At 64.4% G+C, this 12,138-nt stretch carries 17 protein-coding genes; 11 read left to right on the top strand and 6 right to left on the bottom strand.

Translation table 11 applies throughout. The features are described 5' to 3' along the window. The first annotated feature begins 84 nt into the window (after window positions 1-84). From ACLMAL_RS10410 to ACLMAL_RS10450, 9 genes are all read left to right on the top strand, one after another. A complete protein-coding gene (locus ACLMAL_RS10410; RefSeq protein WP_411998848.1) occupies window positions 85-1,254 on the top strand; it encodes an N-acetylglucosamine-6-phosphate deacetylase in 1,170 nt (389 codons plus the stop codon). Next, complete coding sequence (locus ACLMAL_RS10415; protein WP_411998849.1) at window positions 1,251-2,204, top strand: 1-phosphofructokinase; 954 nt, start codon at window positions 1,251-1,253, stop codon at window positions 2,202-2,204. Before ACLMAL_RS10410 ends, ACLMAL_RS10415 begins: the two co-directional genes overlap by 4 nt. 268 nt (window positions 2,205-2,472) lie before the next feature. Further along, a complete protein-coding gene (locus ACLMAL_RS10420; protein WP_411998850.1) occupies window positions 2,473-3,300 on the top strand; it encodes a class II fructose-bisphosphate aldolase in 828 nt (275 codons plus the stop codon). A gap of 341 nt (window positions 3,301-3,641) precedes the next feature. Next, window positions 3,642-4,991, top strand: a complete 1,350-nt coding sequence (locus tag ACLMAL_RS10425) for a glycosyltransferase 87 family protein (RefSeq protein WP_411998851.1) — start codon at window positions 3,642-3,644, stop codon at window positions 4,989-4,991. A 778-nt stretch (window positions 4,992-5,769) separates the two neighbouring features. Then, window positions 5,770-6,381 (top strand): putative immunity protein, encoded by a 612-nt coding sequence (locus ACLMAL_RS10430; RefSeq protein ID WP_411998852.1) that lies wholly within the window; start codon window positions 5,770-5,772, stop codon window positions 6,379-6,381. Continuing rightward, complete coding sequence (locus tag ACLMAL_RS10435) at window positions 6,378-6,833, top strand: putative immunity protein (protein ID WP_411998853.1); 456 nt, start codon at window positions 6,378-6,380, stop codon at window positions 6,831-6,833. Before ACLMAL_RS10430 ends, ACLMAL_RS10435 begins: the two co-directional genes overlap by 4 nt. Window positions 6,834-7,203: 370 nt before the next feature. Beyond that, entirely contained in the window at window positions 7,204-7,521 is a 318-nt protein-coding gene (locus ACLMAL_RS10440) for a hypothetical protein (RefSeq protein WP_411998854.1), read from the top strand. Next, entirely contained in the window at window positions 7,518-7,709 is a 192-nt protein-coding gene (locus tag ACLMAL_RS10445) for a hypothetical protein (protein ID WP_411998855.1), read from the top strand. The genes ACLMAL_RS10440 and ACLMAL_RS10445 overlap by 4 nt, the downstream gene beginning before the upstream one ends. Window positions 7,710-7,744: 35 nt before the next feature. Continuing rightward, window positions 7,745-8,332 (top strand): hypothetical protein, encoded by a 588-nt coding sequence (locus ACLMAL_RS10450; protein ID WP_411998856.1) that lies wholly within the window; start codon window positions 7,745-7,747, stop codon window positions 8,330-8,332. Between the two features lie 46 nt (window positions 8,333-8,378). Here ACLMAL_RS10450 and ACLMAL_RS10455 read toward each other — a convergent pair whose 3' ends face one another. Continuing rightward, the gene (locus ACLMAL_RS10455; protein WP_411998857.1) at window positions 8,379-8,579 is read right to left on the bottom strand and encodes a DUF397 domain-containing protein; all 201 of its coding nucleotides are present in this window, start codon (window positions 8,577-8,579) and stop codon (window positions 8,379-8,381) included. 11 nt (window positions 8,580-8,590) lie between these two features. After that, a complete protein-coding gene (locus ACLMAL_RS10460) occupies window positions 8,591-9,451 on the bottom strand; it encodes a helix-turn-helix domain-containing protein (protein ID WP_411998858.1) in 861 nt (286 codons plus the stop codon). A 193-nt stretch (window positions 9,452-9,644) separates the two neighbouring features. Between ACLMAL_RS10460 and ACLMAL_RS10465 the strand changes: the two genes are divergently transcribed. Further along, window positions 9,645-9,941 carry a hypothetical protein gene (locus ACLMAL_RS10465; protein ID WP_411998859.1) on the top strand — a complete coding sequence of 99 codons (297 nt, stop codon included), beginning with the start codon at window positions 9,645-9,647 and terminating at the stop codon, window positions 9,939-9,941. 65 nt (window positions 9,942-10,006) lie between these two features. Then, window positions 10,007-10,465 carry a DUF4254 domain-containing protein gene (locus tag ACLMAL_RS10470; RefSeq protein ID WP_411998860.1) on the top strand — a complete coding sequence of 153 codons (459 nt, stop codon included), beginning with the start codon at window positions 10,007-10,009 and terminating at the stop codon, window positions 10,463-10,465. Here the strand turns inward: ACLMAL_RS10470 and ACLMAL_RS10475 are convergent. From ACLMAL_RS10475 to ACLMAL_RS10490, 4 genes are all read right to left on the bottom strand, one after another. After that, window positions 10,450-10,815, bottom strand: a complete 366-nt coding sequence (locus ACLMAL_RS10475) for a hypothetical protein (protein ID WP_411998861.1) — start codon at window positions 10,813-10,815, stop codon at window positions 10,450-10,452. The two genes, ACLMAL_RS10470 and ACLMAL_RS10475, sit on opposite strands and share 16 nt — an antisense overlap. Window positions 10,816-11,099: 284 nt before the next feature. After that, window positions 11,100-11,393 carry a DUF3349 domain-containing protein gene (locus ACLMAL_RS10480; RefSeq protein ID WP_411998862.1) on the bottom strand — a complete coding sequence of 98 codons (294 nt, stop codon included), beginning with the start codon at window positions 11,391-11,393 and terminating at the stop codon, window positions 11,100-11,102. A gap of 10 nt (window positions 11,394-11,403) precedes the next feature. Beyond that, window positions 11,404-11,739: a DUF3349 domain-containing protein gene (locus ACLMAL_RS10485; protein WP_328406758.1), complete on the bottom strand. Its 336-nt coding sequence runs from the start codon at window positions 11,737-11,739 to the stop codon at window positions 11,404-11,406. 11 nt (window positions 11,740-11,750) lie between these two features. Next, window positions 11,751-12,035, bottom strand: coding sequence for a hypothetical protein (locus ACLMAL_RS10490; protein ID WP_328406759.1), 285 nt, complete (start codon window positions 12,033-12,035; stop codon window positions 11,751-11,753). Window positions 12,036-12,138: the final 103 nt, after the last annotated feature.

Genomic DNA, 12,138 nt, shown 5'->3' on the forward strand with positions numbered 1-12,138 from the left:
AGGCCGCACAGGTGCCGTGCCACCATCGGCCGAAAGTGTTGCGGCACTCGATGATTGCGCCATGCTCAGGAACGGGGCCGACGCATGACGCGGCAGGCCCGGGCAGCCGAGTTCCACGTTCGCGGGCGGGTTGTTTCCGCGGCGCAGGTGCTCGACGACGCGGTGGTCTCGGTTCGCGGCGAGCGGATCCATGCGGTGCAGTCGGTGACGGAATGGGCTGCGGCGCATCCTGATTCGGCTATGCCGACATTCAGTGGCACGGTGTTGCCCGGGCTGGTCGACATCCATAATCACGGCGGGTTCGGACATCGGTTCGACACCGTCGACGACGCGGAGGCGCGCGCGGCGGCCGCGTTTCATCATTCGCGCGGGTCGACCACAGTGTTGGCGAGCGTTGTCACCGGGGCCGCGGCGGACATGGTGGCGCAGACGACCATGCTGGCCGGGCTGGCCGAGACCGGAATGATCGGCGGAATTCATGCCGAGGGGCCATTTTTGTCGTCGGCCCGCTGTGGCGCCCAGGATCCGCGCTACCTGCGCGATCCCGACCTCGAACTGACCGATCGACTACTGACTGCCGCCGGCGGACACCTGCGCGTGATGACGATCGCGCCGGAACTACCGGGATATCGGGCAGTCGCCGAACGGCTGTCCGACAACGATGTGGCGGTATCTCTCGGGCACAGCGACGCCACCTTCGACGAGTTTCGTAAGTCATTGCGCCCCAATGGTTTAGGAAGTCTGGTTACGCACCTGGCGAACGGTATGCCGCCGCTGCATCATCGCAAGCCCGGTCCGGTTGCCGCCGCATTGGTCGCTGCGGCGAGCGGCGACGTGGTCGTCGAACTGATCGGCGATGGGGTTCATGTCGACTCCGGTTTCGCCGCACTGGCTTTCGCGACCGCGCCGGGACAGGTCGCGCTGATCACCGATGCGATGCAAGCGGCGGGTATGCCGGACGGCGACTATCAGCTCGGTCCGCAGGCGGTGCGGGTTACCGACGGCGTCGCCCGAGTGGCAAGTGGATCCATCGCAGGGGGTACCGCTCACCTGCTGCAGTGTCTGGCCTGGGCCGTGCGCGATTGCAGCGTCCCACTACGCGATGCTGTGATTGCCGCCACTTCTATCCCGGCCCGTTCGGCCGGATTGGCCGATGTGGGCGATATCTCGACCGACCAGTTCGCGGACCTGTTGATAGTTGATGACAATCTACAGTTGCGCCGGGTGCTCAGACATGGACAGTGGTTGACGTGATCCTCACCGTGACAATGAATCCTGCCTACGACATGACCTATCGCGTCGAGCGTTTCGAACGCGGCCAGGCGCATCGGGTCAGGTCCGTCGAGCAACGCATCGGCGGCAAGGGCATCAACGTGACGCGGGTGCTCAATCAGCTCGGAAAATACTCCCGGGCAACGGGGTTTTCCGACCATGCCTTCGCGGCCGCCGCCGAACTGGAGATGCCGGTGGACTTCGTGCACGCGCTGCCGTGGGTCCGGCGCACGGTGGTGATCAGCGAATCCGAGGACGGCACCGCCACCGCATTGTGGGAACCCGGTGCGCGCGTGTCGAATCCCCATGCCGTCGAACAGCTCGCCGTGCGAGTAGCCGGCCTACTACCCGATATCAATGGACTGGTGATTTCCGGATCGCTGCCCGGCGGCGTCTCGTCCAGCCTCCCCGCCGACCTCGCCCGCACGGCCATCGCCGCAGGCGTTCCGACTATCTGCGACGTCGACGGCGAATCCCTACGTCTTGCCGCCCAGATCCCCGGCGTCATCCTCATGCCGAACACCGAAGAACTCGAACGCCTGACCGGCCGAGTCCCGCTCACACCCGACGAGGTCGCGACCGCCGCACGCCCACTCGTCGATCGAGGAGTGCGCGCCATCATCGCCACCCGCGGCGCCGACGGCATGATCGCGATCACCGAGGCCGGCTCCTGGTTCGCGAGCCTCCCCGAACCGATGTCCGGAAACCCTACCGGCGCAGGCGATTCCGCAGCCGCAGCCGTCATCTCCGCCCTCTCGGAAGGCCCCGAACCCGACTGGCCCGCCATCCTCGTCGATGCAGTCGCCACCGCCGCAGCAGCAGTGCTGATCCCGGTGGCAGGCGAAATAGACCGCTGCGCCCGTACTCGGCTCATCCCCACAGTCCACCTCGAAAAGCTAGCCGAACCCAGCCCGCAGGACTCCTCACCATGAGCGCGAAACACCAGGCTCCCATGATGACCGGCGCTGCACATCGCCCGGACTGCGCTCAACGAAGAGCCGGTCACGCGAAGCATCCCGAAGACCATACCGCCGGACCAACCGATCACGCCCGGCATGCTGGTTCACCGGCCCGCCGTGTAGTCGGCTACCAGGTGTTCCGAAAACCCATCCTCGCCTCATCAGATGATGAGCGCACTGCTTATGCATTTCAGGCCGTGCCTGCTTCCCGCGGCCGACCCGAGCTCCAGGAGATCCGACAATGACTCTGACGCCCGTCTCCGAACTGATCACCTCCGCACGCCCCGGCGGTCTCGGCGCGTTCAATGTGATCACCCTGGAGCATGCCGAGGCCATCGCGGGTGCGGCTGAATCAGCGAAACTTCCAGTGGTGCTGCAACTTTCGGAGAACACGGTCAACTACCACGGCAGCATAGCTCCTATCGCGCTCGCGTGCCTGCGGATCGCCGCGGACAGCACCGCGGCCATCGCCGTGCACCTCGACCACGCCACGTCGTTCGACCTCATCAGAGCCGCCGTCGATCTCGGCATCCGGTCGGTCATGTACGACGGCTCCACCCTCGACTACACCGCCAATGTCGCGACCACCGCGGAAGTGGCCCGCTGGTGTCATGATCACGGCGTCTTCGTCGAGGCCGAATTGGGTGAGGTCGGTGGCAAGGACGGCGCGCACGCGCCGGGCGTCCGCACCGATCCCGACGAAGCGGTCGAATTCGTCGCGACGACAGGCGTCGACGCCTTGGCCGTGGCAGTCGGCTCCTCGCACGCCATGCACACCCGCACCGCCGAACTCGACAACGACCTCATCTCTCGACTGGCCTCGAAAGTGCCTGCCCCCCTTGTCCTGCACGGCTCCTCCGGTGTCCCCGACGAAGGTCTGCGTGCCGCCGTCGAACACGGCATGACCAAAATCAACATCGCCACCCGCCTGAATGTCCTTGCCACGGAAGCAATCCGGGCCACCCTGGCCGGAACTCCCGACCTGTCCGATCCGCGCAAGTATCTGAAGCCCGCACGCGCCGCTGTCCGCTCAGAGGTCGAACACCTCCTGCACCTGCTGGCCGCGTAGCCCACATCCACCTGCCTGCCAGAGCCCCTCCACACCAGCTTTCACCGGTGCGGCAGCCGCCTTTCGGCAAGCACCGCGCAACCGGAAACCACACTCGGCTCCGAGACCACAGCGTGCGTGCGCCTTCGATCACTCCGTTGACCGATCCACCAGAGGCAGTGCATCGTCGCAGCTCAGGCGGCGTATCCAGCCGGAACCAGCGGGGGCGCGATCTCCCCATGCCCGGGAAAGCATGGCAGAGCATGGACACGTGGAGATGATAGGCTGAATTGCCCTTAGTTTAGCTAACTATTTGCTCGTTTCGCCTGTGCTGTCTCACCTGATGAAGGAAACACAACTACATGGCTGCCATCCTGCAAATGGGAGAACAGCGCGCTGCCAGGACTGTCGAGCCGTCCCGGTCCCCGCACACATTGACGGCCCTTTGTGCCGCAATAGCTTTCGCTGCCCTATCCGTCGGCGTCTGGCTGGAATTCCTGCGTCCGAATTGGGAGATGTACTGGCACCAGATCGACCTACAGGTCTATATGTGGGGCGGTTCGACCGTGGCGGTGCACCCCGAGCTGCTGTACGACGGCCGCGGACCGATGGGCCTGCCCTTCCTCTACCCCGTCTTCGCCGCGTGGATCTGCGCCGAGCTGTCACGATTCTCGATCAATTACATCGGGACCGGCATCGTGGTCCTCACCATGGCATCTCTGTATGTGAGCGTGTGGAGCACCGCCGCACTCCAGCGGCATCGGCGCGGAGCCGGCATGGTCGCCATGACAATCGCCGTCAGCGCCGCCGCGATCTGGATCGAGCCGGTGCAGCAGGCATTTCAGTTCGGTCAGCTCAGCGTGATTCTCATGGCCTTGGTGCTCGCGGACCTCGCCATCCCCAAGGATCGCCGGTATCGGGGCATCCTGATCGGCATCGCAACCGGCCTCAAGCTGACCCCCGCGGTGTTCATCGTCTACCTGCTGATCACACGCCAGTTCAAAGCCGCCGCCGTAGCCACCGGGACCTTCGCCACCACCGTCGCGATCGGCTTCTGGTACCGCCCGACCCAGGCGTTCGAGTTCTGGACCACTACCACGTCCTCGCAGAACCGAATCGGCTTCGCCTACGTCCAGAATCAGTCGATCAACGGCCTTTTCGGTCGCCTGCAATGGACGACATGGGATAGCAGCGAAGCCTGGCTCGTCGGCGCAGGCTTGCTCGCGATCACCGGAATAGCCGCCGCTCGCGTCGCCTACCTGCGCGGCGACGAACTACTCGGCGCCCTCCTCGCGGCCACCGTCATGCTGCTCGCCTCCCCGATCTCCTGGACCCACTACTGGGTCTGGCTCGTCCCCGCCGCGATGTGGATTTTCCATGCACTGCGCAACCGCCCGCGCAGCATCCGAATCGGCGTGCCCGCCGCCATCTATCTCTTCACCTTCGCGTGGCCGATGCAGGTCGACCGCATCGGCTCCTGGGACCCAGATCTCCCCCTCCTCCCTCAGGGACTGATCTGGTTCGTCCCGCAAACCCTCGGCCGCGAATTCCACTGGACCCTCCCCCAATTCCTCCTGGGCAACTCCTACACCCTGCTGGCCACCGCCGCCCTCCTGGCAGCCATCGCCTACCTCCTCCCCCGAACCCCCAAACCCCCCGCCCCAACCGCAATCCCCACCGCAACCCGCGACCTGACCCACGCAGCAACCTAACCCGCACCGGCGCACCCACTCACACCGAGCCACATTTTGTCACTGGGTCGGCGAGTTGTGATGGCGCACATGGGTCCGGTGACCTGCCTGGCTGCTGCTGACGCTCCGACGCGGAACAGTTCGATAACCTCGGCGGCGGATGGTTGACCACCGTCGTCGCCCGGGAGTGCCTGCATATTGCGCTCCCGCCGACGCCGCCGGAGGACCAGTGGCACACCGTGGAGCGACGCACCCGCGATTCGGCGCGACTGTATGCCATCGCGGGCGGGGATACCGACCGGTGGCGTCGGCGAGGGTCCGGCGCCACCGGTCGGCGGGCGGTGAGTCAGGGCAGTGAGCCACCTGGGTCGGTCGGAAGGATGGGTTGGGCCGTTGGGTGAGGCGGGCCGCTTCCGTTGCCGACGGGGTAAGCCTGCTCGGGGGACCTCGAGGGTTACCGCGATCGGGCTGTGAGTCGGCTGGGAACTATGGGGTGCTGGGGCGGCAGAGCACCGGCTTAGTGACGTACGGGAATCCACAACATGGACGAGATAGCGGACCATGCCTGGCCATGTGACCGTTCGAATCCGGGCGGCTCGGCCAGGCCCCAGCTATGCCCCGAGGCGGTCGGCAGAACGCCAGCATCCTCGTAGTTGCGCACAGCCTGCTGCGACACCGCCACTGCACGTGCAAGGTCCACCGGCAGCATCCACCCCCTCCTTTGAAGGTTTTCACTCGCTGTAACGAGGAAAACCTGGTCATACATTCAACCGAGGGTTCAAAGTTACGATCAGAGAGCATGAACATCCGGCCAGAGCCTCCCACCCTGCGCGAGCTGCGCACTCCAGACTTCACCTTGACCTTGAACGAGCTCAGGGCAGTGACCGCCTTTGCCGTGGCCTCGGCTGAGCAGGTACTCCCGCTTTTCCAGGCGGATCACCCCGATGACGGCAGACCCCGCGAAGCACTTGCCGCCGCCGTCGCGTTCGCGCAGGGAGACCGCCGCTCCCGCACCCAACGTGTGGCAGCACCGGCGGCCCACCGTGCTGCAAAGGAAGCGGCGTCGCCGGTCTCGTTCCACGCCGCGATGGCCGCAGGCGATGCCGCGGCGTCGGCATACCTGCATCCGCTGGCAGATGCTGTCCAGGTCAACCACATTTTGCGCGCATCTGCGCACACCATCCGGGTGTTCGAGCTGTGCCCCACCAACGAGGAAGAGGCCGCAGGTAACCCTGTCGAGCGCATCGTTGACCTCGCGACGCCACTGTTGATCGACGTCCTCTGCCGCTACCCGAGGATCGGCGCCGGAACGAACCGGGTCAGTCAGCTGGTGCACGAGCTCGACGACCGTCTGCGAGACCAGTCGCGAACCCCGCCCAGGTCACACGACCGAGTGTCGGAGCAGCGATGATCCTGCCCAAGATCCGGGATCCCCGGATGGTGACGATCCGTTGGGGTGGCTCGCTGACCGACGCCGATCATCGGTTGCTCGCGCTGCGGGCCGCCGATTGCGCCGAGCATGTTCTCGACTACTTCGAGCGTGAACTGCCCGACGATCCACGGCCACGGGACGCAGTCGCGGCCGCGAGAGCGTGGGCGCGGGGCAACATGCCGATGATGCAGGCCCGCGCAGCAGGTGGTCACTCGATGGGCGCAGCCAGGCCGCTCGTCGGCGCGGCCCGATTCGCCGCCTACGCAGCCGGACAAGCCGCATGCGTTGGACATGTCGCCGAACACGATCTCGGCGCCGCTGCATACGCGATTAAGGCCGCTCGAAGCGCGCACCCTGGCAATTCTCGGGCCCTCGCCGACCGGCGCAACGTCTTTTTGTCCTCAGCCCACATCAAAGAGAAGCCGCGGTAGTAGATCTGCTTGGCAGGGGTGAACGTGAAAAGCCCGGGTACCTCATCAGGTCCCGCGCCATCGCGCGCCTGCTCCGCCTCGTCGAGCAGTTCTAATGCACGCTCAGAATCGCCCGAGTTCGCAACCGATGCAGCGAGCCCACAAAGCAACCGCGCCTCCGCAGACCCGGCGGTCCGGTGAAGTCCGGTACTGGGTCGAGCCGCCACGGGACACGTTCCGCCCCTCCGGGCTCGCCGTGATCGCCTCGGTTCGCGCGTGTTTGGGACCGGGCAAGGTGCGGGAGGCATCACATGTTTGAATGTGGTTGCGGTCCTTCGATCACGGTCCCCAAATCAGACGTCGCTGCCGACCCGTCGAGCAGCGAACCCCCGTGACTGTTAAAGCAATCGGGCTGCTACTACTCGATGTCAGCGGCCCACACCGGTTAAGAGACGAACGCGTCATCACCGAGTTTGCCAACCAGCACGGATACACCCTGATGCGGCTGATCACGATCGCGCACGACACGTTCATGCCCACCGTCCTGATCGTCACCACAGCACACAATTCGGGTGCCTCGGCAGTAATCGCGCCGAGCGCCGACCACATCAAGCACAACGCCCGGGCCATCGCAGTGGTGTGCAACCTGATCACCCCGACCCACCACATCCCCTGCACATCCCCAGACCTACAAGGAGGCATGTCATGAGCACACCAGACAACGAATACCAAACCGCCCTTGCCGAATTCCGGCGCGCCTCGGATGCGTTTCATGACGCGGGCCGTCCTCCAACTGGACCATTCGCGGATGCGTACAACGCGGCAGCGGCCCGCCTGAAAGAGGTGGCGTCGTACCGCTGCGACACCAACGAGCCGACTAGATTCGATGCACTGTGAAACCAGACAGCCAGCACGAGGGGAAGGCCCGGCCAGTGGACGACGAACAGATGACGATGGACCTCGGCGTGCCAGTTGAGCAGACAGCATGGGGGAAATGGATAGACCCCGATCGCCGCAAGGCTCAAGTCCAGAAGTTCATGGACCATGCAGGCATAAGCCGCTTCCCTTCGGAGCCGTGGCCGGAAGGGTCGGTGGAGGTAAAACGGCTCGATTCTATTGTCGCGGAACTGTTCCCGGACATGGCTACCGCGATGGCTCCCGAGAACGCCGACATGGCAGATGCGTTCATCTGCTTTTTAGGTGAATGCTGCATCAGGTTCGCGGGGGCACATTGGGAGGATTACGAATGGTTCGGTCGTGACTATTCATTCTACGATGACGTCAATCCACTGCTCAAATATGGGTTCGACGCCGAGGGTGACACCGCCTACGGGTTGATGGAACTCATGATCAATGATTACGACCCGGACGACGGCGGCGGCATGTTCTCCGGTATCGCAGAGATGCTGCGCGAATTCGCGGACGAATATGACGCCAATCGTCATCACAACGAAGCCAGGGAACGCGAACGCGTCGAGGAGCGAGAACGTCAGCGCACCCTTGGGCGCGAACCTCAGTAGAAGAGTTTGGTGCTACCCCGTGAGACTGCGAAGTGACTTCGGCCGATCACGTGGGCGGCGACGTTCGAACGGCTGCGGTAAAGGCAGCCCACTCGGCTTGCCCGAACTCGAGGGTTGGACGGGCGTCGGGCAGCCCCCGATACTTGCTGTCGCGGACGAGAATTCGGTCGCCTTCGAACCGGACTTCTACACACGCAGTGCTGTCATTCGAATACGACGACTTGAACCAGCCCAGCACGCCATCCATATCGGCCGAGCCTACAGCGCACCGAGTTTGCGCTCGATCAACGTTATCGAATCGTCCCGTGGCAGGGCATGATCGGCGATGGTGTTGGCGTACATAGTGCTGAGATGCCTTACCGGCTCGGCGTCTTCGATCACTCCGAGGTGCACCAATGTCTCGGTCCACCCCACGTCGGGTAGCAGCATGTTCTCGAATCCGAGCAGGTGGAACGATGCGCCTGCCAGCAGCGCACCGCCGGGCGCGTCGAAGGGGATGACGCGAATGTCCACCGAATCGCGAAGCTCCTGGACGATCGAGACCAGATGGCGTAGCTGGCCTTTCAAGACCTCGGTACCACCCGTTCGCTGTGTCAGGGCAGCCTCGCCGACAAGTGCGGTGAAGTACAGCGGTTCCGCGCCGGTCAGCCGCTGCTGACGCCGCATGCGTAGCTCCACCCATCGATCGATCTCGACCTGCCGAACGCGGGCAGTGTCGTTGGCGATCACCGCACGAGCGTAGTCCTCGGTTTGCAACAGTCCGGGGATCAGGACGCTCGCATAACTCCGAATGTTGTGCGCCCCGTACTCGAGCCCATATAGCCGCGAGACTTCATCCGACAGCAATCCGGCATAGCTCGACCACCACCCGCGCTGCTTGGCGATCTCGCGCAACCGCAGCATCTCGTCGCGTTCGGCGGGGTCGAACTCGAGCAGCGACATCAGCCGCTTCAGCTTGTCCTCGGCCAGGATGCGTTCCTTCTCGACCTTCGACCAGTACGACAGCGTGAAGCCGAGTTCCTTGGCGATGACCGACGCGCTGACGTCGAACTCGCTGCGCCTGCGCTTGATTCGGAGCATGAGTTCCCAGCGGGCGACCGTTGGCGAGAGTGGTGCCATCGGTGGATGGTGTCCTTCCAGCTCTAACGATGCGTGGAGATGACCGTACCTCCCAGCAGACTAGATCAATCAGTGGTGAAATCGATAGGTCAACTTGACTTATCGATGGACCAAACCCTAGGCTTCATGTGTCTCAGATCACAGGCGGGAGCGTTCCAGCCGGGCCCGCACGGCGCGGGATCGAGGGGGGCGCATGGCTGTGCATGTTGTCGATCGGGCATGGATGGTTGGGGATCGGACCGCGCATCAGGCGCGGCGAGTCAGCGATGACGCGTGGGTGGTCTCGTATTTGCGGGGACGGATGCTTACTACCGAGCAGGCGACGGCTGCGATTCAGGCGGCGGAGTTTGTTGCGGTGATGGATGAGCTTGCGGGGCGGATGGGGCTCACCGCGTTGGAAGCCTTGGGGCTTGCTGTCAACGAAAGCCCCTGGGAGACACCGCCACCACGGCATCGCATTACCAAACTACGTGGACGACATCGGCGTTGAGGATTGTCAGCTTTGTACAGGTATGTCGTTGTCCAGCAACATCATTCGAACCAGGGGGAATCGGCATGGAACCACTGCCGCCGAAGGAAATGATCTTGGAAGCCTGCCGCAGCCTGCCGCGCGGTGATCATCCGATCCTGGCATCCGCGCACCAACTGGCGGGACTGCACGAACAGCGCAGGTACTGCGCGCTGGGCTCGACGGCCGAAATCGACGAGCGGCGAGCCCATTTCGTACTCACCATCGATCGTTGGATTGCCACCGAAGTTCCGCTTCCGCACGGTGGCGCGCACATGCACACCGAGACCGTCGGCACCGTGATCGACAGAATGGCCCAATTCTCCATCTGCGCCTACGCAGCCCTGCGCACCGCACCGGACTGGATCGTGCACGACGCCTGGCAGCGTTTGGCCGAGCTCGCCCTCGGCTACCAGGATCTCGCCTTCGAGGTCTCCGCCGGCATCCGCCGCCTGCCCGACCTCGGCGGCCACCGGCCCTACAGCTCCGGTCAGGGCTGGCTCTGAACCACCACCCGAGACCACGGCAGCGCCTCCCGCCACCCCGGCTGTCCGAAAGCCCAGCCCTGCAACACTTTTGCCACGGTCTCGTGTCCCGACATATCGAACGGGCCGGCCACGCGTGCCGCGAAGTGCCGGTCGGAGCCACCCTCACGGAACTCGATCTGACAACTCATGTTGTCGTTGAGATAGATCTGCATGTAGTGCTGCCCGACCGGCTCGGCATCCAACCGATCCACGATCACGAACCGATGCCGCAGATTCATCTCACTCAGCAGGTCGAACAACAAGTCCGCAGAAGGGTTTTCCCACGCCTCCCCGCTCGCCGTCTCCACCCGCAACGCCGCATCCATCACCCCGCCGACCCTAACTAGTTCCCCATACTGGCAATACCCAAACATTGCCGCAAAACTTTGGTCCCCACCAAGTGCGCTGCTGCGGACCAACATTCGACCTTCGGCCGTAGTCGCTCGACCCAACCTGCCCTGTGCAACGCCCCGGACCGGTCACCGAACAGGGCATCAAGCGAGATACGCGGCAGCCGAGTCCCGTTCGCAAACAATGCAATCGGGCGGGAAGCGCGCTGGTATACCGCGGAGCTGTTGGCGCGAGCCGGATTCGAGCAGCGCCGGGCCGGTTGCTATTCGCCGGAGGCCGGGTCGGGCCAGGCGTGGGCTTCCAAGCGGGACCGGACCCGGGCGGCGTCTGTTTCCGAGGGCATTTCGTTGGTGGTCTTGGTGATCATCACCTGGATGTCGGTCTTGTCGGCGGAGAGGTCACCGGTGGCCGCCAATTCGGCGGCTATCTGGCGGACCTCGTCGTCGGAGAGGCGGCGGCGCAGGAGGGCGAACAGCGGGATGTAGTCGGATTCCGGGACACCGTCGGGATATCCGGCCCGCAGCCAGTCGATGATCGCGTGGAGAAACGGCGGCATCGGGCTGGGTTCAATCGGCGTCAGGGAAGGGGGTGGCCAGTGGCCAACCGCCTGCGGCGAGGTGCGAGGCCACGCGGGCGACGTCGTGTTCGTCCGGCTGCTCCATCGCGAACCGCGTGATCGCCGTCTCGATATCGGCGTGACTGATCTCGGTGTCCGGGTTTTCGCTCACCAGTACCTCGGCGATCGCGACCACCTCGAAATCGGTCAGGTGCCGGTGCAACACGGCGAACAGCGCGACATAGTCGGAGCTGGGGATCCCCTGCGGGTATCCGGCGCGCAGCCAGCCGATGACCCGGCTGAGCACATTCGGTCGCCCCTGCGTGGATTTCGGTTGCTCTGTCACGATGCCGCCCTTCAGGCCTGTCCGAACAGGTGGATACCGAATTTGGCGGCAAGGAATGCCTTGGCGGTGTAGAGGATTCCGGTGATGATCGCGGCGATGATCAACCCGAAGCACACCAGGGCCCCGGCCAGCGCCGGGTAGTTGCGTTGGACTGCACGGCCATCCGCGGTGACCGAATCGGCCGCCGACCAGAACCGCACTCCGACGGCGAAGATGATCGGCAAGCCCGCACCGAGCACCAAGCCGGCCGCGGTCACCTTCCACAGCGAGTTCAGATTCGTGATGAGCGTGTGCACGGTGCTCCTCCTAATGCCTACTGTGGACAACGGACCGGGAACGATCCACCGGTGCGGCTGCTCGCATGCGACGCCTGAGCGGGGCGGGATACAGCACGTTGTT

Source organism: Nocardia sp. CWNU-33, assembly GCF_046764895.1.
GTDB lineage: Bacteria > Actinomycetota > Actinomycetes > Mycobacteriales > Mycobacteriaceae > Nocardia.

Excerpts from the sequence above, each read along its gene's own strand:
- ACLMAL_RS10425 (WP_411998851.1), top strand. The coding sequence starts at position 3,642 with ATGGCTGCCATCCTGCAAATGGGAGAACAGCGCGCTGCCAGGACTGTC.
- ACLMAL_RS10465 (WP_411998859.1), top strand. The coding sequence starts at position 9,645 with ATGGCTGTGCATGTTGTCGATCGGGCATGGATGGTTGGGGATCGGACC.
- ACLMAL_RS10445 (WP_411998855.1), top strand. The coding sequence starts at position 7,518 with ATGAGCACACCAGACAACGAATACCAAACCGCCCTTGCCGAATTCCGG.
- ACLMAL_RS10460 (WP_411998858.1), bottom strand. The coding sequence starts at position 9,451 with ATGGCACCACTCTCGCCAACGGTCGCCCGCTGGGAACTCATGCTCCGA.
- ACLMAL_RS10455 (WP_411998857.1), bottom strand. The coding sequence starts at position 8,579 with ATGGATGGCGTGCTGGGCTGGTTCAAGTCGTCGTATTCGAATGACAGC.
- ACLMAL_RS10410 (WP_411998848.1), top strand. The coding sequence starts at position 85 with ATGACGCGGCAGGCCCGGGCAGCCGAGTTCCACGTTCGCGGGCGGGTT.
- ACLMAL_RS10480 (WP_411998862.1), bottom strand. The coding sequence starts at position 11,393 with ATGCCGCCGTTTCTCCACGCGATCATCGACTGGCTGCGGGCCGGATAT.
- ACLMAL_RS10430 (WP_411998852.1), top strand. The coding sequence starts at position 5,770 with ATGAACATCCGGCCAGAGCCTCCCACCCTGCGCGAGCTGCGCACTCCA.
- ACLMAL_RS10435 (WP_411998853.1), top strand. The coding sequence starts at position 6,378 with ATGATCCTGCCCAAGATCCGGGATCCCCGGATGGTGACGATCCGTTGG.
- ACLMAL_RS10470 (WP_411998860.1), top strand. The coding sequence starts at position 10,007 with ATGGAACCACTGCCGCCGAAGGAAATGATCTTGGAAGCCTGCCGCAGC.
- ACLMAL_RS10420 (WP_411998850.1), top strand. The coding sequence starts at position 2,473 with ATGACTCTGACGCCCGTCTCCGAACTGATCACCTCCGCACGCCCCGGC.